Raw genomic sequence first — 26,447 nt, forward strand, 5'->3', positions numbered from 1 at the left:
GAGGCCCGTCAGGGCCGCCAACCGACTTGGGGCGTGACAGCAGGCTGTCATGCTCCAGAGGTGAGGGGCGGGTTGCTAACAGAACGGCCCTTAGGCCGCAATTGCCTTCCCATCGCGCGGGCCTATAACCCGCCGCAAGACGTATGCCGTTCCGCGCAAGGATTCCCGATGGCCGACTTCGCTGCCGCCCGCCTCAACATGGTGGAAAGCCAGGTGCGCACCCAGGATGTCACGGATGTGCGAATCCATGACGCCATGCGCACGCTGCCGCGCGAGCGGTTCGTGCCCGACACGAAATCGCACCTCGCCTACACGGACATCGAGGTGGAGTACGCTCCCGGCCGCTGGCTGCTGAAGCCGCGCGACGTGGCCAAGCTGCTGCAGGCGCTGCGTCCGATGCCGGGCGAGAAGGTGTTGGCGATCAGCGCTCCCTATGCGGCGGCGGTGATAGAAGAACTGGGGGGGCAGGTGACCCGCGCCGAGGCCGGCGAGGCGGTTCCCGGTGACGGCTACGATCTCATCGTCTGCGAAGGCGCCGTGACCCGCGCGCCCGACGCATGGGCCGCCGCGCTTGCGATGAACGGCAGGCTGGGCGTGGTCGAACGGGACGGTCCCGTGGGCAAGGCCGTGCTGATCGTGCGTGCGGCCGACGGCTTGGGCCGCCGCGACCTTTTCGATTCGTTCCCGCCCGTGCTGGCCGGTTTCGAGGCTCAACATGGTTTCGCCTTCTAGTTGGGCTTTGAAACACCCGCGAAACGGCGGCGTGAAAAAAGCTTAAGGTGACGGAGCTTGGTCCAGGCGGCAGACGGAAGCATATAAGGCTGCGTCTCTCGCGAGATCGGGGATAACGAATGTCGATGAACTTCCGTGGCCGCCTGTTGGCCGCGACTGTGTGTGCCGGCGCTCTCGGCGCCGCTGTCCCGGCCTCGGCGGAGACTTTGGCTGACGCTTTGGCGCTGGCCTATCAGAACAACCCGACCCTCCAGGCCCAGCGTGCGACGCAGCGGGCCCTTGATGAGAGCTACGTGCAGGCCCGCACGGGCTGGCGGCCCACCCTCGGCGCCCAGTTCACGGCCCAGTGGGCCGAGACCCAGACGCCGATCGCCGGCCGTGGGGTCGACCTCACCGGCGACGGCGTACCCGACAGCTTCGGCGCCGGCGGCATTCGCCGTTCGAACCGGGGGACCGCGGGTTTGAGCTTCACCCAGCCCCTGTGGACCGGCGGCCGCACGGCGGCGGCGGTCAATGCCGCCAACGCCGACGTTCTCGCAGGCCGCGAAAACCTGCGCCGGATCGAGGCTCAGGTCATGGCCTCGGTCATCACCGCCTATTCCGATACCCGCCGCGACCAGGAAGCCCTGCGGATCCGCCAGGAGAACGTCAACGTCCTGACGCGCCAGCTGCAGGAATCGCAGGCCCGCTTCGACGTCGGCGAAGTGACGCGCACCGACGTCGCCCAATCGCAGGCTCGCCTTTCGCAGGCCCAGGCGCTGTACCAGCAGGCGGTCGCCGCGCTCGCGATCACGCGGGCCAATTATGCGACACTCGTCGGCCAGAACCCCGGTGAGCTGGCCCCCGAGCCGTCGTTGGCCTACCTGCTGCCCACCGATCCCGACGAAGCCTACAAGGTCGCCGAGGCGCAGAACCCTCAGCTGCGCGCTCAGCAGTTCCTGGAACAGGCCAGCCGCGCCCGTGTGGCGGGCGCCCGCGCGGAGCGCATGCCGACCGTATCGGCGAACCTCGCGGTGCAGCACAACGGCCTGATCGACCCCTACGACCCGCGCGACAACTTCGGCCGCACGGTCAGCGCGCAGATCACCGCGACGGTGCCGCTGTTCACCGGCGGTCTCGCGTCGTCGCGCATCCGCCAGGCGGTGGAGCGCAACAATGCCGACCGGATCACGGTCGAGGGCGTGCGCCGCAGCGTGATGCAGGGTGTGACCCAGTTCTGGAGCCAGCTGATCGCCTCGCGCGCCAATATCGCGTCGGCCGAGGAGCAGGTCCGGGCGGCGCGGATCGCCGCTGAGGGGACGCGCCAGGAACAGCAGGTGGGCCTGCGCACCACCATCGACGTGCTGAACGCCGAACAGGAACTGCGCCAGGCCGAGCTGAACCAGGTCACGTCGCGCCGCGACGAGTACGTGGCCGCCGCCAACGTGCTGGCTACCATGGGCCGTCTGGAAGGCCGCAACCTGGTGCCCAGTTCGCCGCAGTACGACGCCGGCAAGAACTTCCGGAAGCTGCGACTCACCTGGGGCTGGGTGCCCTGGGAAGAGCCGGTCAGCATCGTGGATGGCCTGGCGACGCCTTGGCCGTCGGCCAAACCGAGCGAAAAGCCGTTGGAAACCACCATCGCGCCCGGGTTGCAGCCCGGTCCGGCGGCGCCTGCGCCCCGTTGACGCTTCGCTATCCGCAGAAATTGCAAGGACGGCCGTGCGCGCATAGGCTCTAGCCTCAGATTCACACCGCGGCGGCAGGGCGATGTCCGAGACGAGTTCACAAGAACCGACGATGGAGGAAATCCTCGCCTCCATCCGCCGCATCATCTCCGAGGATGAGGCTCCGGCCGAAGCGCCGCCTCCGCTGCCCGAGCCTGAGCCGATCGCCGCTGCGCCCCCCGCGCCGGAGATCGAGATTCCTGTCGATGACCAGATCGCTGCGATTCGGGCGGCGGCCGGCGTCGCGCCCGAAGAGGACGACGACGATGGCGACCTGGAGCTGACCCAGAAGGTCGAGACCCACGGCGACCTCGACTTCGTCGCCGCCGAGCCGGCGCCGGCGCCCGAACCGCTGCCCGTCGCCGAAGCGCCGGCGCCGGCGGTCGAAGGCCTGGTCAGCGCCTCAGTGGCTGCGGCCGCCGCCGCCACCTTCGGCCGCCTGTCGTCGGGCATCCTGATGCCGGCCGAGGGCCGCACGCTGGAGGATGTCGTCCGCGAAATGCTGCGCCCGATGCTCCAGCAGTGGCTGGATGAGAATCTTCCGGCCATCGTTCAGCAGGCCGTTGACGCCGAAGTCGATCGCATCTCGCGCGGCCGAGTACGCTGACCCGAACTTGCTCCCCCGCTGGGGGAGCTCCCGCGAAGCGGGTGAGGGGGCTTCCCCAGCGACATCCGACGCAGCGCGCGGGCGCTAGCCCGACTCTCTGAGCGGACCTCCTCCGTCGGCGTCGCCGACACCTCCCCCTGCGGGGGAGGAACTGCTAATGCACGCCCCCTTACGCACGTAGACAGACATGCTCGACAAGACCTTCGATCCCAAGACCGCCGAACCGCGCCTCTACCAAGCCTGGGAGGCTTCGGGAGGCTTTGCGCCCACCGATGACCCGAACGCCGAGCCGTTCTCGATCGTGATCCCGCCGCCGAACGTGACGGGCTCGCTGCATATCGGGCACGCGCTGAACAACACGCTGCAGGACGTGCTGATCCGGTTCGAGCGGATGCGCGGGAAGGCGGCCCTGTGGCTGCCCGGCACCGACCACGCGGGGATCGCCACGCAGATGGTGGTCGAGCGCCAGCTGGCGCAAGCCGGCAACCAGAGCCGACGCGACATGGGCCGCGACGACTTCGTCGCCAAGGTCTGGGAGTGGAAGGCGCAGTCCGGCGGGACGATCGTCAACCAGCTGCGCCGGCTGGGCGCGAGCTGCGACTGGAGCCGTGAGCGCTTCACCCTGGACGAGGGCCTGTCGGCCGCCGTCCGCAAGGTGTTCGTCCAGCTCCACAAGGAGAAGCTCATCTACCGCGACAAGCGGTTGGTGAACTGGGATCCGCACTTCCAGACCGCGATCTCGGACCTCGAGGTCGAGGCGCGCGAGGTCGACGGCCACTACTGGCACTTCGCGTATCCGCTGGAGGACGGCTCGGGCGAGATCGTCGTCGCCACCACGCGGCCTGAGACGATGCTGGGCGACACCGCCGTGGCGGTGCATCCCGATGACGAGCGCTACAAGGCCGTCGTCGGCAAGGCGGTGCGGCTGCCGATCGTGAACCGTCCGATTCCGATCATCGCCGACGAGTACCCGGATCCCGAGAAGGGCTCGGGCGCGGTGAAGATCACGCCGGCGCACGACTTCAACGACTTCGCGGTCGGCAAGCGACACAGCCTGCCGATGATCAACATCTTCGACGACTTCGCGCGGATCAACGACAACGCCCCGCCCGAGTACCGCGGCCTGGACCGCTTCGAGGCGCGCAAGAAGGTGATCGCGGCGTTCGAGGAACTGGGCCTGCTGCGCGAGATCGAGAAGACCCGCCACACTGTCCCGCACGGGGACCGCTCGGGCGTGGTGGTCGAGCCCTACCTGACCGACCAGTGGTACGTCGCCGCCGACGTCCTGGCCAAACCCGCCATCAAGGCGGTGGAGGAGGGCGACACCGTCTTCGTTCCGAAGAACTGGGAGAAGACCTACTTCGAGTGGATGCGGAACATCCAGCCGTGGTGCGTCTCGCGCCAGCTGTGGTGGGGCCATCGGATCCCGGCGTGGTACGGCCCTTCGCTGGATCCCGAGGCTAAGGACAAGCACACTGCGAAGGTGTTTGTCGCTGAAACCGCCGAGGAAGCTCTCGATGAAGCGAGGCGCTTCTACGGCCCGGACGTCGCAGTCGAAGTCGATGACAACTTCCCCGGCTGGGAGAAGGTCAACGGCGTCTTCTCGAAGGTTCGACTCAAGCAGGATGAGGACGTCCTCGACACCTGGTTCTCGTCGGGCCTCTGGCCCTTCTCGACCATGGGCTGGCCCGAGAAGACGTCGGACCTGGCGCGGTTCTACCCGACCCACACCCTGATCACCGGTTTTGACATCATCTTCTTCTGGGTCGCCCGGATGATGATGCAGGGCCTCCACTTCACGGGTGAGGTCCCGTTCAAGCGAGTCTTCATCAACGCCCTGGTGCGCGACGCCTCGGGCGCGAAGATGTCGAAGTCCAAAGGCAACGTCCTGGACCCCCTGGAACTGGTGGACGAGTTCGGCGCCGACGCCCTGCGGTTCACCCTGACCGCCATGTCGGGACAGGCGCGTGACATCAAGCTCAGCCGCCAGCGCATCGAGGGCTACCGCAACTTCGGCACCAAGCTGTGGAACGCCAGCCGGTTCTGCCAGGTGAACGGTTGCGCCCGGGCGGAAGGATTCGACCCCGCCGCGGTCAAGGCGCCGCTGAACCGTTGGATCGTCGGCGAAACCCAGCGCACCGCCGCCGCGGTCACCGCCGCCCTGGATGGGTGCGGCTTCGATGAGACGGCGAACGGTCTCTATCGCTTCATCTGGAACCAGTTCTGCGACTGGTATGTCGAGCTGGCCAAGCCCCTGCTCACGGGCGCGGACGAGGCCGCCAAGGCCGAGACCCAGGCCACGGCCGCCTGGGTGCTGGATGTGATCCTGAAGCTGTTGCACCCGGTGATGCCGTTCATCACCGAGGAGCTGTGGCAGCAGACCGCCGACCTGGGCGCCGCCCGGGCCGAGCGCCAACTGATGACCGCGCGCTGGCCCGACCTGCCGGCCAGCCTGGTCGATGCGGCCGCCGACGCCGAGATCGGCCTGATCATCGACACGATCACCGAGGGTCGCTCGGTGCGCCAGGGCCTCAATGTGCCGCTGTCGGCCCAGCCGCCGCTGCTGGTGATCGAGGCCCGTCCCGAACAGCGCGCGGTGCTAGGGGCCAGCGCGGCCCTGGTCGCGCGACTGCTCCGTGTGTCGGGCGTCGAGTTCGTCGAGGCGGCGCCCGCCGGCTCGATCCCCTTCGTCGTCGACGGCGCCACCCTGGCGCTGCCGGTCGCCGAGTTCATCGACATCGCCGCCGAACGCGCCCGCCTCACCAAGGAGGTGGCCAGCCTGGCCGGCGAGATCGAGAAGACGGCGAAGAAGCTCGGCAACGCCGATTTCATCGCCCGCGCGCCCGAGGAGGTGGTTGAGGAGAACCGCGAACGGCTGGCTGACGCCCAGGCGGCGAAGGCCAAGCTGGAAGCGGCCCTCGCGCGGCTCCAGACTGTCTGAGTATTCTGCGAACAATGTTATAGGAATGGCGGTATAATTCCGAGATTCAGGATAATGGGTATATTGCTGTCCTAAGCGGCAAAGCCTTACGAAGTACGGCATTGACGAGGGGCCGTGCGTCCGCCAGCCTCCCCATAGAAGCGCAGAAAAAAGCCAAACGCGCTCAAACACTGCTGGGGAGGCAGTCAGAATGAAACTCAGAAACACGCTACTCGCGTCCAGCATCCTGCTGGGCGTCTCCTTCGCCAACGCTGCGGCGCAGGCGCAAGAAGCCAACATGATCGAGGAACTGGTCGTCACCGCCGAAAAGCGGGAGCAGAGCCTGCAGGACGTGCCGGTCGCCATCTCGGCCTTCACCAGCAAGCAGCGCGACCTGGTCGGCATCTCGACGGTGCAGGACCTGACGAACTTCACGCCGGGCTTCGTCTACCAGTCGTCCAACGACCGAGCCAGCATGCGGGGCATCGGCCGCCTGACCAACGTCCACGCGGTGGACGGTGCGGTCTCGATCTACATCGACGGCCTCTTCACCACCTCGACCGTCCTGGCCGGCGGACCCCCGCTGGACGTCGACCGGGTCGAAATCCTGCGCGGCCCCCAGGGCACGCTCTACGGCCGTAACGCCATCGGCGGCACCGTGAACGTGATCTCGGTCCGTCCCACGGACGAGCTCTACGCCGAGGTCCGCGCCATCGCGGAGAACTACGACTTCACGAACTTCCAGTTCGCGGTGTCGGGTCCGATCGCCGAGAACCTGCGGATGCGCGTCTCGGGCTACAAGCTGGACCAGCGCAAGGGCTACTTCACCAACGTCAGCGGCGGGCCGTCGGAAGGCAGCAAGCGCGACGAGTATCAGGTCCAGGCGCAGGTCGAGGCCGACCTGGGCGAGAACGCCGAGCTGTGGGTGTCGTACAAGACCCTCGTCTGGCACAACCGCGGCGGTCCGGGCGCCCGCGCCGGCTATCTCAACGGCGCTTACGAGACGGGTCGTCTCGATCCGAACTTCTCGATCGTCTACAACTCGGCTCACGGCTACACGCCCGAGACCGGCGTGAACGGCATCGTCCCGGGCAGCCTGCGCCAGTTCAACAATTCGACGGTCACGTCGAACCCGGCGCTGGCCGACGAGCACGACTTCAACACCAACATCCCGCAGCGCGTGCGCCTGCGCGACGTCAACTCGCTGACGGCGAACTTCGTCTACCACCTGCCGTCGATCGACGTGAAATACGTCGGCGGCTACCAGGAGTATAAGTACGACCTGTACGGCGACACCGACGCCACCACGGTCCAGTCGTACCAGATCCCGCTGGCCGCCAACTCGATCTGCGGCACCGTCGGCGCGCTGTTCGCGGCGGGCCGGTCCAGCGTCAACTGCTCGCCTCTGACCGTGAACGCCAACAACGGTTACCACTACTTCGAATACCCGAAGTGGTTCAGCCACGAGATCAACTTCTCGTCCAACGGCGACGGGCCGGTCCAGTGGATCGTCGGCGGCTTCTATTACAACGAGAAGTACACCGGCACGGGCAGCACGGCCGACTTCTTCCTGGTCGGTCCGTCCAGTCTGCAGACCCCGATCCTCGGCGCCGCGCCCAACCCGCAGAACTTCTGGTCGACGGGCAACTACTCGCTGACGACGCGCAGCACGGCGGCGTTCGGCCAGGTCGACTGGCAGGCCACCGAGACCATCAAGTTCACGGCGGGCCTGCGCTACACCAAGGACAAGAAGTTCGGCACCGAATTCCGCCGCATCGTCTGTAACTCCGACGCCTGCTACCCGGGCCTCTATCCGGCTCTGGGTCTGGCGGGCTTCGGACCCGGCACGGCGGCAAACTGGGGCAGCCTGCTTGGCAATCTGGCCGCGCTGCCGGCGGTGGGCCAGGCGCTGGGTCTGGGCAACGCCCTGGCTCCGCTGGGCGGCCTGGGCAACGGCGCCATGGACCTCACCGACACCCTGGCGCCCAAGAGCACTGCGGGCCTGATCGAAGGCGTCAAGACGCCGTCGGTCTGCACGGGCGCGACCCCGGTTTGCCGCCAGTACACGATCAACCCGTCGACGGGCGTGGCCAGCCGTGACCTCTCCGACACCTCCGACGCCTGGACCGGCACGGTGGGCGTGCAGTGGGAGCCGGATGGCGACACCATGGCCTATGCCCGCTACAGCCGCGGCTACAAGGCGTTCGGCTTCTCGGCCGGCGGCTTCCTGGCGGTCCCGAAGGCGGACGAAGAGACCGTCAATTCGTACGAAGTGGGCCTGAAGAAGAACTTCTCGAACCTTCAGGTGAACCTGGCGGCCTTCTACCTCGACTACCGCGACCTGCAGGCCCCCGTGGCCGTGCGCGTCGGGGCCACCAACGTCACCCAGTTCGTGAACATCGCGAAATCGGTGTCGAAGGGCATCGAGGCCAGCGTGATCTGGCAGCCGATCCAGCCCCTGCGTCTGACGCTCGACTACGGCTGGAACCCGACCAAGATCAAGTCGAGCATCCCGCTGGTCGATGTGAACGACAACATCAACACCGGCGCCGTCAGCGTGGTGGGCAACAGCCTGCCGCAGGCGCCGGAGCACAAGCTGGCGCTGAACGCCGGCTACACCATCGAGATGGACCCCGGGAGCCTGACTCTCGGCGCCACCTACCTCTATCGGTCCAAGTCGTACGCCAACGTCTTCGAGCGTCAGTACAACTCGGCCCCGAGCTGGGATCAGGTGGACCTGCGGGCCCTCTGGGCGCCCACCGGCAACAAGTACACGGTGATCGCCTACGTGAAGAACGTGTTCAACGACGACGGCTACGCCGCCGCGGTGGCCGCTTCCCAGCGGAACAACAGCGCCACGGTGCCGTCCGACCGCTTCACCAACGGCGCACGGGTCTTCGAACTGACGCCGCCGCGCCTCTACGGCGTCGAGCTGCAGTACCGCTTCTAGGGATCGCACGCCCCGAAGGCTTCGCTTTCGGGGAAATGCGAAGACATCAGACCCCCCGGTCCGCAAGGGCCGGGGGGTCTTCTATTTGGCGCCCTGCCTCAGCGCCGACACTGAGCGCTGTTAGGCTGAGGCCCTGATTCGAGCAGCGCAGGACGCCCTTCACGTGAACGATCCGACCCACCTCAGGATCATCTCCCGCGCGTCCATGGACTATGTGGTCTCGATGTACAGCGCGATCCTGCGCGCCAGCCGCCACGACCCGGTCGACACCCTGCTGTTGAGCACCGTGGCGGTCGCCAACGTGGCGCATCTCAACACCGACAAGGCGCAGTCCCTGGCGTACGCTGGGCTCGACACCCCGGAGCCCATGGACATCAAGCGGCCCATCAGCCGCAACGCCGTGGCGCTGTCACTGGGCCTGTCCTACGAGACCACGCGTCGCCGGATTCAGAAGCTACTGGACGAAGGCTCCCTCATCGAGGTCGAGGGCGGCCTCGTCGGCGCCAACGAGCAGGTGAGCCCTGAGGTTGTCCGGGCGATGGCCGAACAGAACGCCATCCTCCTCAGGCGACTAATTCGCCTCCTGCGCGAACAAGGCGTTGAAGTTTAACCATAATCGCAACTTTCCGTACTCAGAATGGGCTACGACGACCGCCGCAGGTCCGGTCCGCTCGCTAGTCTGTGCATGAGCGGTCGGACTGTCCGATCCATGGCGCCGCCTCGGGCGGAGGCGAGCCGTGGCGATTCGTTGGTCATCAGACGTCCCGATCGGGCTCCGCAGGCGTCCGGCCCTTGGTGCAGGCCGGGCGCCTATTGTGGAGGGGACGCCCAGCTTCGCGGTCGCAGCGTTTGCCTCTTACCCTAGGTTATGCTTGTTCACCCAGGACGCCGGGCATGGAATCCGGCGCGAGTTGGGAGACGATGATGCCTGAGGCCGAGCTGCCGCCCGGTTGGCCTGCAATGTCCATTGAGCAGGCCCATGCCCTGATCGGCCAGCCTGGCCTGCCCAGCGAAGTCGGCGAGGAAACGATCAACGGCGTTCGCCTCAAGGTCTGGAAGAACCAGCCGCCGACGCTGCGCGCCGTGGTCGAGATGGCCAAGGACCACGGCGACAAGGTCTTCCTGGTCTACGAGGACGAACGCGCCACCTACGACGCCTTCCACCGCGCGGTCGCAGCCTTCGCCATCGAACTCCAGGCGCAGGGCGTGGCCAAGGGCGACCGGGTCGCGGTCATCATGCGCAATGTCCCCGAGTGGGCGGTGGCCTTCTACGCGGCTGCGTCGATCGGGGCGATCGTAACCCCCCTGAACGCCTGGTGGACCGGTCCTGAGCTGGAATACGGCCTCACCGATTCCGGGACCAAGGTCGCCGTGATGGACGCCGAGCGCTACCAGCGCATGAGCGAGCATTTCGTCAATTGCCCCGATCTGAAGCGCGTCTACGTCAGCCGCGAGGTCGACGAGATCGCCCACCCGTACGTCACCAAGCTGGAGAGCGTGCTGGGTGGGACCGACGACTGGGCCAAGCTGCCGGACCAACCCATCCCGCCTGTCGACATCGCCACCGACGACGACGCGACCATCTTCTACACCTCGGGCACGACGGGCCGGCCCAAGGGCGCGCTGGCGACGCACCGGGCGATCAACACCAACATCATCACCGCCGGCGCGGCCGCCGCGAGAGGCTTCCTGCGCAAGGGCGAGATGCCGCCGGCCCCCGACCCGAATGCGCCCCAGCGCTCGGCGCTGTTGTCGGTGCCGTTCTTCCACGTGACCGGCTGTTTCGCGGTGCTGAATCCCACCGTGTTCGTGGGCGGCAAGCTGGTGCTGATGTTCAAGTGGGAGCCCATTCGCGCGTTCGAGCTGATCCAGCGCGAGAAGGTGACTTCGGCCGGCGGCGTTCCGACCATCGCCTGGCAGCTCCTGGAGCATCCGGCCCGCGCCAACTTCGACCTGTCGTCGCTGGAGTCGGTGAGCTATGGCGGCGCGCCCTCGGCGCCGGAACTGGTGCGGCGGCTGAAGGAGGTCTTCCCCAAGTCGTCCAGCGGCCAGGGCTGGGGCATGACCGAGACCTGCGCCACCGTCACCTCGAACGTGGCCGAGGACTACCAGAACCGCCCCGACAGCTGCGGACCGCCCGCCGCGGTCGCCGAGCTGCAGATCCGCGACCCCGCCGACGGCAAGACCGTGCTGCCCGCCGGCCAGATGGGCGAGCTGTGGTCCAAGGGGCCGATGAACGCCAAGCTCTACTGGAACAAGCCCGAGGCGACGGCCCAGACCTTCGTCGACGGCTGGGTCCGCACCGGCGACCTGGCGAAGATCGACGAGGAGGGCTTCTGCTTCATCCTCGACCGGGCCAAGGACATGCTGATCCGCGGCGGCGAGAACATCTACTGCGTCGAGGTGGAGAACGTTCTCTACGACCATCCGGCGGTGATGGACGCCGCGGTTGTGGGCAAGCCGCACCGGATCCTGGGCGAGGAGCCCGCCGCCGTTGTGACCCTGAAGCCTGGGACCCAGGCCACGGAAGAGGAGCTGCGCGCCCACGTGGCCGAGCGCCTGGCCGCCTTCAAGGTGCCGGTGGCCGTGAAGTTCTGGCACGAGACCCTGCCGCGCAACGCCAACGGCAAGATCCTGAAGAGCGAGCTGAAGAAGGTCTTCGCCGAAGAGCCGGCGACCTGAAGACGCGGGCTGACCAGCTCCTGGTCGCCCGCGGGCTGTTCGAGAGCCGCGCCAAGGCCCGCGCGGCGATCGAGGCTGGCGGGGTGGTCGCGGGCGGCCGGCCAGTCGCCAAGGCTGCGGAGCTGATCGACGACGACGCGGTGCTGGAGGCGGCCCCCGCCCACCCGTGGGTGGGACGCGGCGCGCTCAAGCTGGCGCATGTGCTGGATCTGTGGCCGGTCGCGGTCGAGGGCCGGGTGGTGCTGGACGTGGGCGCCTCGACCGGCGGTTTCACCGAGGTCTGCCTGAGCCGAGGGGCTTCTCGCGTGTACGCTGTCGATGTCGGCCGGGGCCAACTCCACCCGAAGGTCGCCGCCGATCCGCGGGTTGTGAGCCTCGAGGCCACCGACGCCCGAGATCTGACTCCCGCGATCATCCCCGATCCGCCCGGCCTGATCGTCACCGACGTGAGTTTCATCTCGCTCGCCAAGGCGCTTCCCGCCGCGCTGGCCCTGGCGCAGCCGGGGGCCGACCTGGTGGCGCTGGTGAAACCGCAGTTCGAAGTGGGCCGCGAGCGGGTGGGGAAGGGGGGCGTGGTCACCGACCCGGTCGCGCGACAGGGCGCGTTGGATGACGTGGCTGCGTTCCTCGCGGACTCAGGCTGGACGGTCCGCGAGACGACCGAAAGTCCGATCACAGGCGGCGACGGGAACCGGGAGTTCCTGCTTTGGGCGACGCGATAGAGCCAAAAGAAAATGGCCCGCCCCAGTACGCAGGACGGGCCAGGGTACTAGCCTGGAGTTTGGGATGGCCTCAGTCGACGACGGCGTACTTGCCGCTCGCGTCGCGGCAGACGCGCACGAAGCGGGTCTGGGTGCGGCCGTCGGGCATGTAGATCGGGCTTTCGGCCAGAGTGCAGTCCTCGCCGTCGCGAGCACGTTCTGCGACGCGGCGCTCGGGCGGCAGCTCGCGGTCGCGCCAGCCGGCGTCATCGCGCGCGTCGGCGGCCGCCCGGTCGGCGTAGGCGTCACGCTCGTAGTAGGGCGCGTCGGCTCGCGGCGGCAGCGGCGGGGGCGGCAGCGCGGCGGTGCGCTCGTACGAGTTGGTGCAGGCGGCGGTCTTGTTGCCGATGACGCCGCCGGCGATGGCGCCCAGCAGGCCGCCCAGGAGGGCGCCCTCGGTGCGGGCGTTGCGAGCCGCGGCGTTCGAGCCGATGACCGCGCCCATGCCGCCGCCGATCAGGGCGCCGGCCGTGCCGCGCTGGTTGGCGTCGCGGCGGCAGGGATCGTAGTTGTAGCCGGGGCTGCCGGGACCCTGGCCGGCCGACGGATAGCTCGACTGGGCCTGGGCCGCGCCGGCCACCAGCAGGGCCGCGCCGGCGAGGGCGGCTGCGGCCGCATTGGCTATGGCGTTCGACATCCGGTATTCCCTCTCTCGAAGCTCTCAGGTCGCTTACGGCGACGCTTGTCGCGAAGATGCGGCGGCGAACCTGAACGGCCGTTGAGAATCTCGTTCATGTTCGTTCATCTTTTCCTAATCGCACCCGCGCCGGCGGCCTCCGAATGAGGGGCCCCAAGCGTCGATTCCAGGGCGGCGGACGGCCCAGTCCGAGGCCGCCGCCGGGCCCGCCCGTCGAGCTGACGATTCAGTCCGTCGGCGGCGAGGGCGACGGCGTGGCCGCCGGACCCGTGTTCGTGCCGTTCACTCTGCCAGGCGAACGGGTCAGGGCGCAGGGCTCGGGCGACCGCCTGGAGCTGATGGAGGTGCTGGAGCCCAGCGCCGAACGTATTGCGCCCATCTGCCCGCACTTCGGCAGCTGCGGCGGCTGCGCACTGCAGCACTGGAGCCATGAGCCGTATCTTGCCTGGAAGGTCTCGCGATTGGCAGGGACGCTCGCGCGCGAGCGGATCGAGACCGAGATCCTGGCGCCCTACGCGGCGGGTCCGGCGACCCGGCGACGCGTGACGTTGCACGCCCGGCGCGGCGACCGCGACATGGCCCGGCTGGGCTACAAGGCGCGCAAGTCATGGGACCTCGTGGACATCGCCGTCTGCCCGATCGCCCATCCCACCATCCAGGCGGCGATCCCAGCCTTGAAGCGGCTGGCCGCGCGGCTGTTCGAACATCCGAAGTCGGCGCCGTCGCTGCATGTGACGCTGACCGACGCCGGCCTCGACATCGACATCACCGGCGTCGAGGCCAAGAGCGGCGGCCTCTCGGCCGACGCGCGCATGCAGCTTGCCGAACGGGCCGCCGAGGCCGGGTTCGTGCGCGTCACGCTGGGCGGAGAGGTGGCCTACATGGCCCACGCCCCGCATGTGCGGTTGGGCCCGGCGCGAGTAATCCTGCCGGCCGGCGGCTTCCTGCAGGCGACCAAGGACGCCGAGACGGCGATGGCCGACTTCGTGGCGGCCCAGGCGGCCGGCGCGACCCGGATCGCCGACCTGTTCTGCGGCGTCGGCACGTTCACCTTCCGCCTGGCCGAGATCGCGCCCACGCATGCGGCCGACTCGGCGCCCGAGGCTGTGGCGGCCCTGATGTCCGCGCTTTCGACCGCGCCGGGCCTGAAGGGCGTGACGGCCGAGGCCCGCGACCTCGCCCGTCGCCCGCTGCTGGTCCACGACCTGCGGCACATCGACGTCGCCGTGTTCGACCCGCCGCGCGCCGGCGCCGCCGAACAGACCGCTGAACTCGCCCGCTCAGGCGTGTCCCGCGTCATCGGGGTCTCGTGCAACCCCGCCACCTTCGCCCGCGACGCCCGCACCCTTATCGACGCCGGCTTCACGCTGGAGCGTCTGCTGCCGGTGGATCAGTTCCTATGGTCCCCGCATGTGGAGCTGGTGGGGGTGTTTACGCGGTAGAGGCGCCTCCAGTTCCTCACCCGCTTGCCGGGGGAGGGGGACCACGAAGTGGTGGAGGGGGCGCTGCGACGCCTCGCGAGCTCGATCAGGGAGCTCGAGATCATGCTGGCGTCGTCCAGAACACTGGACGCGGAAACACGAACTGTCGTGACGCCCTGATGGCGCAGGAAGGCATCGCGCCGCTCATCCTTCTGCGGTTGGTTGCCAAACGAATGGCCGTCGCCATCCACCTCGACGCACAGACGAGCCCGTGTACAGTAGAAGTCGAGCACGTGTGGGCCGAACGGGTGCTGCCTTCGGAAGGCTGGCTTGCCTGAACCTCTACCTCTTAGCGCAGTCCAGAGGATCACCTCCGGCAAGGTCATTCGTCGCCGAAGCTGTCGGGCGCGTTTCACGTTGTTGCTTATGCCTCTCATGGCGTCTCCAGCGCCCCCTCCACCACTTCGTGGTCCCCCTCCCCCGCAGGCGGGGGAGGAACTTTCATTCACCGAACAGGTCCAACTGGCCGCCGGGCTGGACGGGAACGCAGAAGCGGGTGACGTCCAGGGCGTTCCAGCTTTGGTTCAGGCCGTAGCGTTTGCGCGCGGCGCGGAAGCGGGCGGCCATCAGGTCGGCCACGGGGCCTTCCCCGCGCATTCGTGAGCGCCACTGCATGTCGTAGTCCTTGCCGCCGCGCATCTGACGGACCAGCGACATGACCCGGCGCGCGCGGTCGGGGTGGTCGGTCTCCAGCCACTCGCGGAACAGGTCCTTGATCTCCAGCGGCAGGCGCAGCGCCACATAGCCGGCGCCGTTCGCCCCGGCCTCGGCCGCGCGTTCGAGCACCGCCTCCATCTCATGGTCGTTCAGGCCCGGGATGGCCGGCGCGAACATCACCGAGACCGGCACGCCGGCCGCCGACAGCCGGCGCACGGCGTCGATCCGCTTCTCGGGCGTGGCGGCCCGGGGCTCCATCGAGCGCGCCAGCTTGCGGTCCAACGTCGTGATCGACATGGCCACCCGCGTCAGCCCCTGGGCGGCGGCCTCGGCCAGCAGGTCGATGTCGCGCACCACCAGCGCCGACTTGGTGATCACGGTGAAGGGATGGCGGAAGCGCAGCAGCACTTCGATCACGCCGCGGGTGATCCGCAGCCTGCGCTCCTGCGGCTGGTAGGGGTCGGTGTTGCCGCCGATGTGGATGAATTCCGGGATGTAGGACGGCTTCGACAGCTCCTTCTCCAAGAGCTTCGCCGCCTCGGGCTTGAAGAAGAGCTTCGATTCGAAGTCCAGGCCCGGCGACAGCCCCATGTAGGCGTGGGCCGGCCGGGCGTAGCAGTAGATGCAGCCATGCTCGCAGCCGCGGTAGGGGTTGATCGAGGCCGAGAAGCCCACGTCCGGGCTGTCATTATGGCTGATGATGACCCGGGCCTTCTCGGCGGTCAGCGTGGTCTCCAGCTTGGCCGGCGCCTCATCCTCCAGCGTCCAGCCATCGTCGAACGCCTCGCGCCCGAGGCTTTCGTACCGCCCGCTGGCGTTCGAGCGCGCGCCGCGGCCGCGCTGGGGCGGCGGGATCTGGGATGTGAAACCGCTGGACACCCTCCGAGCCTAACGGGCCGATCGGAACAAAACAAGAACTCTTGACGCCCTTAGCGGAACCACGGTCTGAGAGGACATGCTCACCGTGATCATCGACGCCCGTGCCACCGCCGACCGGCTGCCGGCGTTGCTGGCGCAGCTGACGGCGGGCGCCGTGGACGGGCTGGTGCGGCAGGTGCTGATCGTGGCGGCCGACGGTCAGGCGGGGATCGACGATCTCTGCGAGGAGACGGGCGCCGAGGCCCATGCCAGCCTTGAGGCGGCGGCCGAGGCCGCGCGGGCGGACCGGTTGCTGGTGTTGCCGGCCGACTTCCGCCTGCGGGACGGCTGGATCGGGTCGCTGGAGGGCCATCTGACGCGCAGCGGCGAGGGCGCCGTGGTCAGTGGCCTGTCGGAGGGCGGCCTGTTCGGCCGCCGGCCGTTCGGAGTGCTAGTTGAACGAGGCCGTCTGGAGGGTCGCCGCGGCGCCGATCTCCAACGTCTGCGTCGGGATCTCGGTCTGCGCGCCCGGCGGATCGGTTAGGTCGAGGCGGGCGTCCACCCGCCGCGCGCCGCCGGCGATCGCGTCGAGGGTCTTGGTCTCCTCGCCGAACATCCGCTTGTACGTCCAGTAGGACGTCATGACCTTCTCGACGTAGTTGCGGGTCTCGAGCGCCGGGAGGCTCTCGATCATCAGCAGCGGATCGTCGTCGCCCACCTTGGCCACGGTGTTGAGCACCGCGCCGGGGCCGGCGTTGTAGGCGGCCACCATCTTGAGCAGGTCGGCGCCCACGCCGCGGTCCATCAGGTAGGCCAGATAGTCCTGGCCCACCCGCAGGTTCACCGCGGGATTGAACAGGGTGCGCGGCTTGCGGACATAGGTCTTGTCGCCGGTGGCCAGCGCCGCCGACGTCGGCATCAGCTGCATCAGGCCCATGGCGCCTACGGGCGACACGGCCATCGGGTTGAAGGCGCTTTCCTGGCGCACGATCGCGTAGACCAGCGCCTTGTCCATCGTGAAGCCGTCCTTCGGCTCCAGCGGCGGGGTCTGGTACTCGCCCAGCGTCAGGTAGGTGGGCTTCTGCGCGCCATAGCCGGCCGAGGGGCCAAGGTCGGAGATGAGGGCCATCCAGGCCTTGCGCTCTTCGGAATTGCGGGCCAGCGCCAGGCCGGCGCGCAGCTCCTGGCGGGCTTCCTCCAGCCGGCCGATCTGGGCCAGGGCCGAGGCGCGGTGCGTGCGTGGATCGGACAGCACCTTGCGCGGCGTATTCACCTGGGGCGCGCGGTAGGACGCCAGCGTGATCTGACCCGTCGGGGCCTCGGCAAGGCGGTTCAACGTCACCTGACGCTCGGCGATCATCCCGTAGAACGTGTGCGGGGTCTGGGCGGCGAGGCGCAGGAAGCTGTGGGCGGTCGAGGCGTCGCCCAGCGCCATGGCCGAGCGGGCGGCCCAGTAGGCGCCGGCCGAGCGGACCCAAGCGTCCTCGTCCTCATCGCGGGCGACCTGGGCGAAATAGTCCTGGGCCTGGCTGTAGTCGCGCAGGCGCCAGGCCGCGAGACCGGCGATCCAGCGCTCGCCCACTTCGACGGCCAGCTTGAAAGCGGTTTGGGCGTCACCCGAGTAGAAGGCGTCTCGGGCGGGGAAGGTGACCTCACTGCGGGCCGTGTCGACCAGCGCCACTTCCGGCTTGGGCAACGGGGCGGCGTCGGCGGGCTTACGCTTGATGGCGAGCGAGAAAACGCGGTCCGCCAGCGGGAGGTCGCGGAACTTGCCCAGCCACGACGCCAACTCCTCGAACGTCGCCTTGTGGGCGGTCGGGTGCATCAGGGCGCGGAACGACAGGTATCCGTCCAGCGACCGGTCCTTGGCTTCGGCGGCCTGAATCTGTGCGCCCAGGAAATCGCCCTGATCCACGGACTGGAAAGCCGCCGCATAGGCGCGCGCGTCATCGTCGGAGAGGGCCTTCGGCGAATCGGCGACCGCTACGCTGGCGACCGAGACGGCGGCGACGAGGGAACATACCCCGACGCGCAGGCGCTGTTTTAGCGTCATGCGGCCCATATCCGCGCACCAAGACTAACGCAAGGTTGAGCGCGGTCCCTTTTCTCGAGTCCCAAACCGGGACGCTAGTTGGGCCCGTCCGGTCGATCAAGCCTTTCCGTGAGGGCCAGGAGATCCTGCCACGCGCGCTTCTTCGCCCCCGGCTGTCGGAGCAGGAAGGCCGGGTGCAGGGTCGGCATCGCGGGCAACTCAAGCTGTCCGTCGGCCGAGCGCCAGTCCAGCCAGCGGCCGCGCAGCGACAGGATGCCCTCGTCGCGCTTGAGCAGGGACTTGGCCGAGGCGCCGCCGGCCAGCAGCAGCATCCTGGGGCGCACCAGCGCGATGATCCGCTCGAGGAACGGCGCGCAGATCGCCTGTTCGGCCGGGGTCGGGGTGCGGTTGCCGGGCGGCCGCCAGAAGACGGTGTTGGTGATGAGCACCCGGTCCTGCAGGCCGGCGGCGTGCAGCATCCGGTCGAGCAGCTTGCCGGCCCGCCCCACGAACGGCTGGCCCATCGCGTCCTCGTCGGCGCCGGGGCCTTCGCCGATGACCATCAGCGGCGCCTTCGGATCGCCCCGATAGACCACGGCCTGGCTCGCGGCGCCCTCGTAGCGCAGCGGGCAGCCTTCGAAGGCGGCGATGGCGGCGACCAGCGCCTCCAGGTCATGCGCGCCGGCCGCGGCGGCCTGAGCCTGGGCCAAAGCCGTCGAGATGTCGGGCTGCGGCGGCCCGCTCTTTCGCACCGCCGGGATCGCCGCCAAGGGCGCGGGCGCTGCGGGTCGTGGCGGCGGAATCACCTTGCCCGCCTCGATCCGGTCGAACGGCTCGTCCAGCAGCATGGCGTCGACGCCCGCGTCCGCCCAGAAGGCGAGCAGGCTTTCGGCCAAGGCGGCGTTGGACGGATCGGCGGCGGCCGACATGCGGTGTTCACTCGCGGTTCAGGCTGGTTCACTCTTGGCTGGAAGCGGTGGGCTTGTCAGCCCGCAACCTCTGCGGGGAGGGCGATGAGGGCGGTTATCGGATTTGTGGTCGCGTTGGCGCTGGCGTCGCCGGCCGCCGCGCAGCCGGCGCGCGAGCATATGCAGCTGGTCACGAGCCTGGGCGGCCAGTTCCTGGGACCTCAGGCCGACTATGTGCAGCAGGTGGGCGATCGGATGGCGCAGGCGGCGGGCATGCGCCGCCGCTGCGTCTTCACGGTGCTGAACTCCGAGGTGGTGAACGCCTTCACGGCGCCGCCGGGCTGTTACGTCTACATCACCCGCGGCCTGCTCTCGATCATGAACTCGGAAGCCGAGCTGGCCGCGGTCCTGGGTCACGAGCTGGGCCATGTCTCCGCCCAGCATGCGCAGCGCCAGGAACAGGCCGAGGCGTTGTCCGGAATCGCCGCGGCCCTGGTGGGCGCGGCGACGAAGTCAAACACGGCCGGCAAGATCGCCAGCCGGGTCGCCAAGCTGGGCACGCTCAGCTACTCGCGCAGCCAGGAGTACGAGGCCGACCAGCTGGCCATCGGCTATCTGCCGCTTGCCGGCTACGACCCCGAGGGCCTCACCCGCGTGCTGGGCGATCTGCAGCGCGAGGACGAATTCAATGCTCGGACGACCGGCCAGTCCGATTCCCGCGCCGCGCCCGCCTGGGCCCGCACCCACCCGCTGACCACCGATCGCATCCAGCGCGCGCAGGCCCAGGTGGCCAGGACGCCGGTGGCCGAGGGCATGGCGCTGGACGAGGAGCCGTACCTCGCGGCCATCGACGGCATGCCCTACGCCGACGACCCGGCGCAGGGATTCGTGCGCGGCGGCAGCTATGTCCACCCGGCCATCGGCATCCGCTTCGACGCCCCGCGTGGCTTCGCCCTCACCAATGAACCCGAGGCCGTGCGCATCGTCGGGCCCGCGGGAACCTTGGCCGAGTTCACGGGCGGCCGCGCGACGGTCCGCCAGCTGGACCGCTTCGCCCAGGACTCGCTGATGAGGGTGATCCAGAGGGGGCGTCACGAAATGGGCGTCCCGCGGCGGACCACGATCAACGGCGTCGAGGCGGTGATGCTGCCGGCCCGTGCGCTTTCGGGCGGTCGGCCCGTCGACCTGGTGGCGATGGCGTACGCTTTGGGCGGCGACGAGGCCTACGCCTTCGTGGCCATGGCCCCGGCGGGCCAGGCGGCGACGTTCGACCCGATGTTCAACTCGTTCCGACGCCTCAGCGAGCGCGAGCAGCGCGCCCTCGGCGGCCGGCGCATCATGGTGACCACGGTAAAGTCCGGCGACACCGCCGAGTCGCTGTCTCAGCTGATGGCGCCCGAGCGCGACCGGCTGGCGCGGTTCGAGATGCTGAATGGCCTTCAGCCGGGACAGCAGCCGCGCGTCGGGACCCGGGTGAAGGTTGTGGTCGAAGGGCGACGCTGAGCGGCGCTTGTTCTCTCAGTGCGCCTTCGCGCTTGACCGCCGCACTGTGACCTTCCGATAAGTCCCTCGAAGAGATGAGGCGTAGCGGCCGGGGGGCTGGCGCGCGAGCAGAGGCGAGGGGACGACGATGAGCGAAGCCATCCAACGGGAAGCGATGGAGTACGACGTCGTCATCGTCGGCGCCGGTCCGTCGGGCCTGGCCGCGGCCATCCGCCTGAAGCAGCTCTCGGCCGACCTGACCGTCGCGGTCCTGGAGAAGGGGTCCGAGGTCGGCGCCCACATCCTGTCGGGCGCGGTGATCGATCCCAAGGGCATCTCCGAACTGCTGCCCAACTGGAAGGAACTGGGCGTGCCGCTGGAGACGGCGGTGACCGAGGACCGGTTCCTGATGCTGGGCCCGCAGGGCGACCTCAACATCAGCTGGCTGCCGTTCCCCAAGTGGATGCTGAACCACGGCAACTACATCGCCAGCCTGGGCAACGTCTGCCGCTGGCTGGCGACCCACGCTGAGGGCCTGGGCGTCGAGATCTACCCCGGCATGGCGGCCAGCGAACTGGTCTACAACGAGAGCGGCGGCGTGAAGGGCGTGGTGGCCGGTGTCGCCGGCCTCGAGAAGGACGGCAGCCTGGGCCCCAACTCCGAGCCGGGGATGGAGCTGCACGGCAAGTATGTCCTGATCGGCGAGGGCGTGCGGGGCTCGCTGGCCAAGCAGCTGCTGGCGAAGTTCGACCTTCAGAAGGGCAAGGAGCCTCAGAAGTTCGGCATCGGCATCAAGGAGCTGTGGCAGGTGCCGGACGCGGCGTTCAAGCCGGGCCTGACCCAGCACACCTTCGGCTGGCCGCTGGACAACAAGACCGGCGGCGGCAGCTTCATGTACCATTTCGGGGACAACTACGTGGCCATCGGCTTCGTGGTTCACCTGAACTACGCCAACCCCTGGATCTCACCCTTCGACGAGTTCCAGCGCTTCAAGACGCACCCCTCGATCAAGCCCTTCCTCGAAGGCGGCAAGCGCATCGCCTACGGGGCCCGCGCCATCACCGAGGGCGGCTACCAGTCGGTGCCGAAGCTGGCGTTCCCCGGCGGCGCGCTGCTGGGCTGTTCGGCCGGCATGGTCAATGTCCCGCGGATCAAGGGCAGCCACAACGCGGTGAAGAGCGGGATCATGGCCGCCGAGGCCGCCTTCGAGGCCATCCAGGCCGGTCGCGGCGGTGACGAGCTGTCGGCCTACCAGGACGCCTACGACCACTCGTGGGTGGCCAAGGAACTCAAGGCCGTCCGCAACTTCAAGCCGATGTGGTCGAAGCTGGGCACGATCCCGGGTGTGCCGCTGGGTGGCGCGGACGCCATGATCGCCAATCTGCTGGGCGGGTTCTCCTTCCTGGGCACCCTGAAGCACGGCAAGACCGATGCGCAGTCGACGGGGCTGGCCAAGGATTTCAAGCCGATCGTCTATCCGAAGCCGGACGGCGTGTTCAGCTTCGACAAGCTCTCCAGCGTGTTCCTGTCGTCGACGAACCATGAAGAGAGCCAGCCGGCGCACCTGAAGCTGACGGACCCGACCATCCCGATCGGAACCAACCTGCCGAAGTACGGCGAGCCCGCGCGCCTGTACTGCCCGGCCGGCGTCTACGAGGTGCTGTACGACGAGGCGGGCCAGAACCCGAAGTTCCAGATCAACTTCCAGAACTGCGTCCACTGCAAAACCTGCGACATCAAGGATCCGTCGCAGAACATCACCTGGACAACGCCGCAGGGCGGGGACGGGCCCAACTACCCGAACATGTAGGGGGCGCCGCGCGGCCCCGTGGCCCACTCTCGGGTGGGCCTGTCTGGGCGAGCCCGTTCTTCCTGACGGGCGAGAGCCAATCCATCGGGACGCGCTCTAACGCCTTATTAGCGGCGGGATTCCAGGTTGTGACGACGCAGCGCTTGCGGCCGCGGCGCGTCACGCCCAGAGTTTGAACATGCGTCTTGCCTTGCTCGCCTTCGCCGCTCCGCTCGTTCTCCTGGGCGGTTGCGCCACCACAGACATGGCCGCGAAGGACGAAGCGTCCAGCGTGCCCGCCGCTGCCGACTCTGCCTACGGCATGTTCCTGGCGGGGAACGCCGCGCTCAGCGAGGGCCGCAACAGCGAGGCCGCGAAATTCCTCGAGGTTGCGCGCGCCCAGGCCGGCGACGATCCGGCGGTCTCGGAGCGCGCCTTCACCGCCGCCCTGATGGCGGGCGAGATCGAGAAGGCGGCGCTGCTGGCGCCCACCGGTCCCAACGCCTCGGAACCCGGTAAGCGGCTGGGCCGGCTGACCAAGGTCGTCGCTGCGCTGAGCGAGGGGAAGCCCAAGATCGCCAAGGCCGAGCTGGGCAACGACGGCATCGGTTTCCCGCACCGCAGCGCCGCGGCCCTGCTGGGGCCCTGGGTGGCCGCCGCCGCGGGTGACGCCGAGGGTGCGGTGGTCCGCCCGCAGCTGCGCGGCGACGCCGGGGTCGACTACTTCGGCCAGCTGGGTCAGGCGCACCTCTTCGAGCGGGCGCGGCGCTATGACGAAGCCGAGACCGACTTCAAGGCCATCACCTCTGGCGACAATCCCAGCGAGATCGCGGTGCTGGCCTATGGCGGCTTCCTGGAGCGGCGTGGCCGTCGCGCCGAGGCGATCGCCCTCTACGACGCCGCGCTGGCTCGCAATCCCTCGAACGCCGCGCTGAAGACGGCCCGCGCCCGCAAGAGCGCGCCGCCGGCGCCCACCATCAGGGAAGGCGCCGCCTTCGCGCTGCTGGCGCCCGCGGCCACCATGATCAGCGCCAAGCAGGAGCCGACGGGCATGGCCTATCTGCGCCTGTCGCTTCGCCTGGATCCCAACCGCAACGACGCCTGGCTGATGCTGGGCGACCTGCTGCAGAGCCGTGGCGACATCGAGGGCGCGCGCGCCGCCTACAGCCGCCCGAAGCCCAGCAGCGCCGAGTTTCCCGCCGCCCAGGCCAAGCTGGCCTGGAGCTACCAGAGCGCCGGTGAAAAAGACGTCGCGCTGAAGATGGCGCGCGCCGCGGCGGCGACGGGGGATCCCGAAGGGCGTCTGACGCTCTCGGACCTGCTGCGTGCGAACGATCAGTACGAAGAGGCGGTCAAGATCCTGAGCGATCTGATCGCGGAATCGAAATCGCCGGAATGGGCGCTCTATTTCGCCCGTGGCCAGGCCTATGAGCGCAGCGGTCGCTGGAAAGAGGCCGAAGCCGATCTGGTCCAGGCCCTGAAAATGCGGCCCGACGAGGCCGAGATTCTGAACTACCTGGGCTACGCCTGGATCGACCGCGGCGAGCGGCTGCAGGAGGCCCTGGGGATGGTCGAGAAGGCCGTCGCCACAAACCCGCGCTCGGGCGCCATCGTCGACAGCCTGGGTTGGGCCCACTATCGCCTGGGCGACTACAAGAAGGCGGTCGAGATCCTGGAGCAGGCCGTCGAGCTGGAAGCCGGCGATCCCGAGATCAACAACCACCTGGGCGACGCCTACTGGATGGTGGGGCGCAAGGACGAGGCAGGCTTCCAGTGGCGCCGCGTGCTGACCCTGAAGCCCGACGACAAGATCAAGGCCGACGCCGAAGCCAAGCTCGCCAAGGGTCTGGGTCCGACGCCGAAGCTCGCCGGGCAGTAGCCCATGGCCGAGGCTTTAGCGCCCGCCAAGGTCAACCTGTTCCTGCACGTGGGCGCTCCCACGCCGGACGGGTACCATCCGGTCTGCAGCCTGATGGCCTTCGCCGACTTCGGCGATGTGGTGAGCGCGCGGCCGGGACAGGGCGGGCTCATCGTGCGCGGACCGTTCGGTCAGGGGCTGGGGCCTGAGCAGGACAACCTGATCTTTCGAGCCGTCCGCGCCTTCGTGGCCGAGCTGGGTCGCGAGATGGGCGAACTCACCTTCACGCTGGAGAAGAACCTCCCCGTGGCCAGCGGCCTTGGCGGCGGCTCGTCCGACGCCGGCGCTGCGCTGCGCCTGCTGCGCGATGTCTACACCCCAGGCTTTGACGACGCCCGGCTCGAGAAGGTGGCTGCCAGCCTCGGCGCCGACGGCGCGGCCTGCCTGTGGGCGCGGCCGGTGCTGGCGGAGGGCCGGGGGGAGCGCCTCAGTCCTGCGCCGGGGCTACCCGCGGTCGACGCGGTTCTGGTGAACCCACGGGTCCCGGTCTCGACGCCCGCGGTCTACCGCGCCCTGGACGTCTCGGGCGCGTTCGGTGATGTGACCCCGCCGCGCGTGCCGGAGGCCTTCGAGAGCGCCGAGGAACTGGCCGCCTGGCTCACGACCCAGCGCAACGATCTGGAGGCGCCGGCCGTGGCCGTGGCCCCTCAGGTGGGCGCGGTGCTCGACACCCTGCGCGAAGAGCCTGAGGCGCTGCTCGCCCGTGTCTCCGGCTCGGGTGGCACCTGCTTCGCCCTCTGCGCCGACGACATCGCCGCCGAGACGCTGGCGGAGCGGATCGAAGCGATCGCGCCGAACTGGTGGGTCCAGCGCTGCCGCCTGGGCGGTCCCTGGGGCTGAAGCCCAAAACAAAACGGGGGCCCCGAAGGACCCCCGTTCGCTCCAGGCCGCCGCTGCACGATCGGCGACGTCTTTCCCGAGAATGCTTACGCGTGGTAGGCGCGCTCGCCGTGCTCGACGATGTCGAGGCCTTCTTCCTCGGCTTCCGGCGAAGACCGCAGGCCGATCGTGTACTTGATGATGAAGAAGACGATCGCGCTCGCGACCGCCGACCAGCCGACCGCCAGCAGCACGGCCTTGATCTGGGCCATGATCTGGAAGCCGGCGTCGTAGCCGGTAGTGCCGTTCGTGAAGTCCACGACGCCCGCGCCGCCCAGGGCCGGATTGACCAGGACGCCGGTGGCCAGCGCGCCGACAATGCCGCCCACGGCGTGAATACCGAAAGCGTCCAGGCTGTCGTCGTACTTGATGGCGTTCTTAACCAGCGAGCAGAAGATCACGCAGATCGGCGAGACGATCAGGCCCAGGACGATCGAACCGACCGGGCCGGCGAAGCCCGCCGCGGGCGTGACCGCCACGAGGCCGGCGACCAGGCCCGAGGCCAGGCCCAGCATCGAGGCCTTCTTGCGCGTCACCCACTCGGTCATGGCCCACGAGAAGCCGGCGGCCGCGGTGGCGAGCAGGGTGTTGATCATCGCCAGACCGGCGTAGCCGTTGGCTTCCAGGTTCGAACCGGCGTTGAAACCGAACCAGCCCACCCACAGGAGACCCGCGCCGACCAGGGTCAGCGTCAGCGAGTGCGGGGGCATCGGCTCGGAGCGGTAGCCCTTGCGCGGTCCCAGGATGATGGCGCCCACCAGGGCGGCGACGCCGGCGTTGATGTGCACCACGGTGCCGCCCGCGAAGTCGAGCGCGCCGAAGGCCCAGATCTGGCCCGCGCCGGCCGAGAGCGCGTCGGCCGTTTGGCCGAACGCCGAGGTCGCGCCGGCCCACCACCAGGTCATGTGAGCCATCGGGTAGTACGACAGCAGCGGCCATAGCACCGCGAACACGACCACGGCGGCGAACTTCATCCGCTCGGCCACGCCGCCCAGCACGAGGGCGGCGGTGATGCAGGCGAAGGTCATCTGGAAGCAGACGAACACGACTTCCGGGATCACCACGTCCTTCGAGAAGGTCTCGACGTTGGTGAAGGCCCCGTCGGCGTTGAAGACCGCCCCGTTCAGCCAGAGCTTGCTCAGGCCGCCCACGAACTTGTTGAGGCCGCCGCCGTCGGTGAAGGCCAGGCTGTAGCCCCAGAAGGCCCACGCCATCATGCCGATGACGGTGACGATCGACACCTGCATCAGCATCGACAGCATGTTCTTCTGGCGGACCAAGCCGCCATAGAACAGCGCCAGGCCGGGCAGGATCATCAGCAGGACGAGGACCGTCGAGGTCAGCATCCAGGTGGTGTCGCCCTTGTTGGGCGAGGGCGGGGCAGGGGCCTCGGCCGCCGGCTCAGCCGGTGCGGGCGTCGCCGCGGCCGCGGCGGCCGATGCTGCGGC

At 68.8% G+C, this 26,447-nt stretch carries 20 protein-coding genes; 14 read left to right on the forward strand and 6 right to left on the reverse strand.

Going from position 1 to position 26,447, the window contains the following annotated elements; genetic code table 11:
- Positions 1 to 168: 168 nt before the first annotated feature.
- The 8 genes from EPN98_RS07970 (at position 169) to EPN98_RS08005 (ending at position 12,319) form a co-directional block, all read left to right on the forward strand.
- Positions 169 to 732: a protein-L-isoaspartate O-methyltransferase gene (locus EPN98_RS07970; RefSeq protein ID WP_293362144.1), complete on the forward strand. Its 564-nt coding sequence runs from the start codon at positions 169 to 171 to the stop codon at positions 730 to 732.
- 119 nt (positions 733 to 851) lie between these two features.
- Positions 852 to 2,399: a TolC family outer membrane protein gene (locus EPN98_RS07975; protein WP_293362145.1), complete on the forward strand. Its 1,548-nt coding sequence runs from the start codon at positions 852 to 854 to the stop codon at positions 2,397 to 2,399.
- 112 nt (positions 2,400 to 2,511) lie between these two features.
- Positions 2,512 to 3,045, forward strand: a complete 534-nt coding sequence (locus tag EPN98_RS07980; RefSeq protein WP_366558467.1) for a DUF2497 domain-containing protein — start codon at positions 2,512 to 2,514, stop codon at positions 3,043 to 3,045.
- A 187-nt stretch (positions 3,046 to 3,232) separates the two neighbouring features.
- Positions 3,233 to 5,986, forward strand: coding sequence for a valine--tRNA ligase (locus EPN98_RS07985; protein ID WP_293362147.1), 2,754 nt, complete (start codon positions 3,233 to 3,235; stop codon positions 5,984 to 5,986).
- 190 nt (positions 5,987 to 6,176) lie between these two features.
- The gene (locus tag EPN98_RS07990) at positions 6,177 to 8,915 is read left to right on the forward strand and encodes a TonB-dependent receptor (RefSeq protein WP_293362148.1); all 2,739 of its coding nucleotides are present in this window, start codon (positions 6,177 to 6,179) and stop codon (positions 8,913 to 8,915) included.
- Between the two features lie 163 nt (positions 8,916 to 9,078).
- Positions 9,079 to 9,525 carry a hypothetical protein gene (locus tag EPN98_RS07995; RefSeq protein ID WP_293362149.1) on the forward strand — a complete coding sequence of 149 codons (447 nt, stop codon included), beginning with the start codon at positions 9,079 to 9,081 and terminating at the stop codon, positions 9,523 to 9,525.
- A 284-nt stretch (positions 9,526 to 9,809) separates the two neighbouring features.
- Entirely contained in the window at positions 9,810 to 11,597 is a 1,788-nt protein-coding gene (locus EPN98_RS08000) for a class I adenylate-forming enzyme family protein (protein WP_293362150.1), read from the forward strand.
- Entirely contained in the window at positions 11,594 to 12,319 is a 726-nt protein-coding gene (locus EPN98_RS08005; protein ID WP_293362166.1) for a TlyA family RNA methyltransferase, read from the forward strand. The genes EPN98_RS08000 and EPN98_RS08005 overlap by 4 nt, the downstream gene beginning before the upstream one ends.
- A gap of 70 nt (positions 12,320 to 12,389) precedes the next feature.
- Here the strand turns inward: EPN98_RS08005 and EPN98_RS08010 are convergent, their stop codons facing one another.
- On the reverse strand, positions 12,390 to 12,995 hold the full coding sequence (locus EPN98_RS08010) for a glycine zipper 2TM domain-containing protein (protein WP_293362151.1): 606 nt from the start codon (positions 12,993 to 12,995) through the stop codon (positions 12,390 to 12,392).
- 143 nt (positions 12,996 to 13,138) lie between these two features.
- Here EPN98_RS08010 and EPN98_RS08015 point away from each other — a divergent pair, with 143 nt between their 5' ends.
- A complete protein-coding gene (locus EPN98_RS08015; RefSeq protein ID WP_293362152.1) occupies positions 13,139 to 14,437 on the forward strand; it encodes a class I SAM-dependent RNA methyltransferase in 1,299 nt (432 codons plus the stop codon).
- On the opposite strand, the gene EPN98_RS24515 is transcribed toward EPN98_RS08015, so the two are convergent.
- Positions 14,386 to 14,853, reverse strand: coding sequence for an endonuclease domain-containing protein (locus EPN98_RS24515; RefSeq protein ID WP_366558468.1), 468 nt, complete (start codon positions 14,851 to 14,853; stop codon positions 14,386 to 14,388). The genes EPN98_RS08015 and EPN98_RS24515 overlap by 52 nt on opposite strands.
- Positions 14,854 to 14,917: 64 nt before the next feature.
- Positions 14,918 to 16,012: a PA0069 family radical SAM protein gene (locus EPN98_RS08025; protein WP_293362154.1), complete on the reverse strand. Its 1,095-nt coding sequence runs from the start codon at positions 16,010 to 16,012 to the stop codon at positions 14,918 to 14,920.
- A 76-nt stretch (positions 16,013 to 16,088) separates the two neighbouring features.
- On the opposite strand from EPN98_RS08025, the gene EPN98_RS08030 reads away from it, so the two are divergent.
- On the forward strand, positions 16,089 to 16,535 hold the full coding sequence (locus EPN98_RS08030; RefSeq protein WP_293362155.1) for a cell wall biosynthesis glycosyltransferase: 447 nt from the start codon (positions 16,089 to 16,091) through the stop codon (positions 16,533 to 16,535).
- Here EPN98_RS08030 and EPN98_RS08035 read toward each other — a convergent pair.
- Positions 16,443 to 18,044 (reverse strand): lytic transglycosylase domain-containing protein, encoded by a 1,602-nt coding sequence (locus EPN98_RS08035; RefSeq protein WP_293362156.1) that lies wholly within the window; start codon positions 18,042 to 18,044, stop codon positions 16,443 to 16,445. The genes EPN98_RS08030 and EPN98_RS08035 overlap by 93 nt on opposite strands.
- A 74-nt stretch (positions 18,045 to 18,118) precedes the next feature.
- On the reverse strand, positions 18,119 to 18,952 hold the full coding sequence (locus tag EPN98_RS08040) for a uracil-DNA glycosylase (RefSeq protein WP_293362157.1): 834 nt from the start codon (positions 18,950 to 18,952) through the stop codon (positions 18,119 to 18,121).
- Between the two features lie 84 nt (positions 18,953 to 19,036).
- Here EPN98_RS08040 and EPN98_RS08045 point away from each other — a divergent pair, with 84 nt between their 5' ends.
- The 4 genes from EPN98_RS08045 (at position 19,037) to EPN98_RS08060 (ending at position 24,960) form a co-directional block, all read left to right on the forward strand.
- Positions 19,037 to 20,434 (forward strand): M48 family metalloprotease, encoded by a 1,398-nt coding sequence (locus EPN98_RS08045; protein ID WP_293362158.1) that lies wholly within the window; start codon positions 19,037 to 19,039, stop codon positions 20,432 to 20,434.
- A gap of 127 nt (positions 20,435 to 20,561) precedes the next feature.
- Positions 20,562 to 22,223, forward strand: a complete 1,662-nt coding sequence (locus EPN98_RS08050) for an electron transfer flavoprotein-ubiquinone oxidoreductase (protein ID WP_293362159.1) — start codon at positions 20,562 to 20,564, stop codon at positions 22,221 to 22,223.
- Between the two features lie 178 nt (positions 22,224 to 22,401).
- Complete coding sequence (locus EPN98_RS08055) at positions 22,402 to 24,081, forward strand: tetratricopeptide repeat protein (protein WP_293362160.1); 1,680 nt, start codon at positions 22,402 to 22,404, stop codon at positions 24,079 to 24,081.
- A 3-nt stretch (positions 24,082 to 24,084) separates the two neighbouring features.
- Entirely contained in the window at positions 24,085 to 24,960 is an 876-nt protein-coding gene (locus EPN98_RS08060) for a 4-(cytidine 5'-diphospho)-2-C-methyl-D-erythritol kinase (protein ID WP_293362161.1), read from the forward strand.
- Between the two features lie 86 nt (positions 24,961 to 25,046).
- Here EPN98_RS08060 and EPN98_RS08065 read toward each other — a convergent pair.
- On the reverse strand, positions 25,047 to 26,447 hold a 1,401-nt coding region (locus tag EPN98_RS08065; protein WP_293362162.1), incomplete at its 5' end, for an ammonium transporter.

It is taken from the genome of Phenylobacterium sp., from assembly GCF_004299445.1.
Taxonomy (GTDB): domain Bacteria; phylum Pseudomonadota; class Alphaproteobacteria; order Caulobacterales; family Caulobacteraceae; genus Phenylobacterium.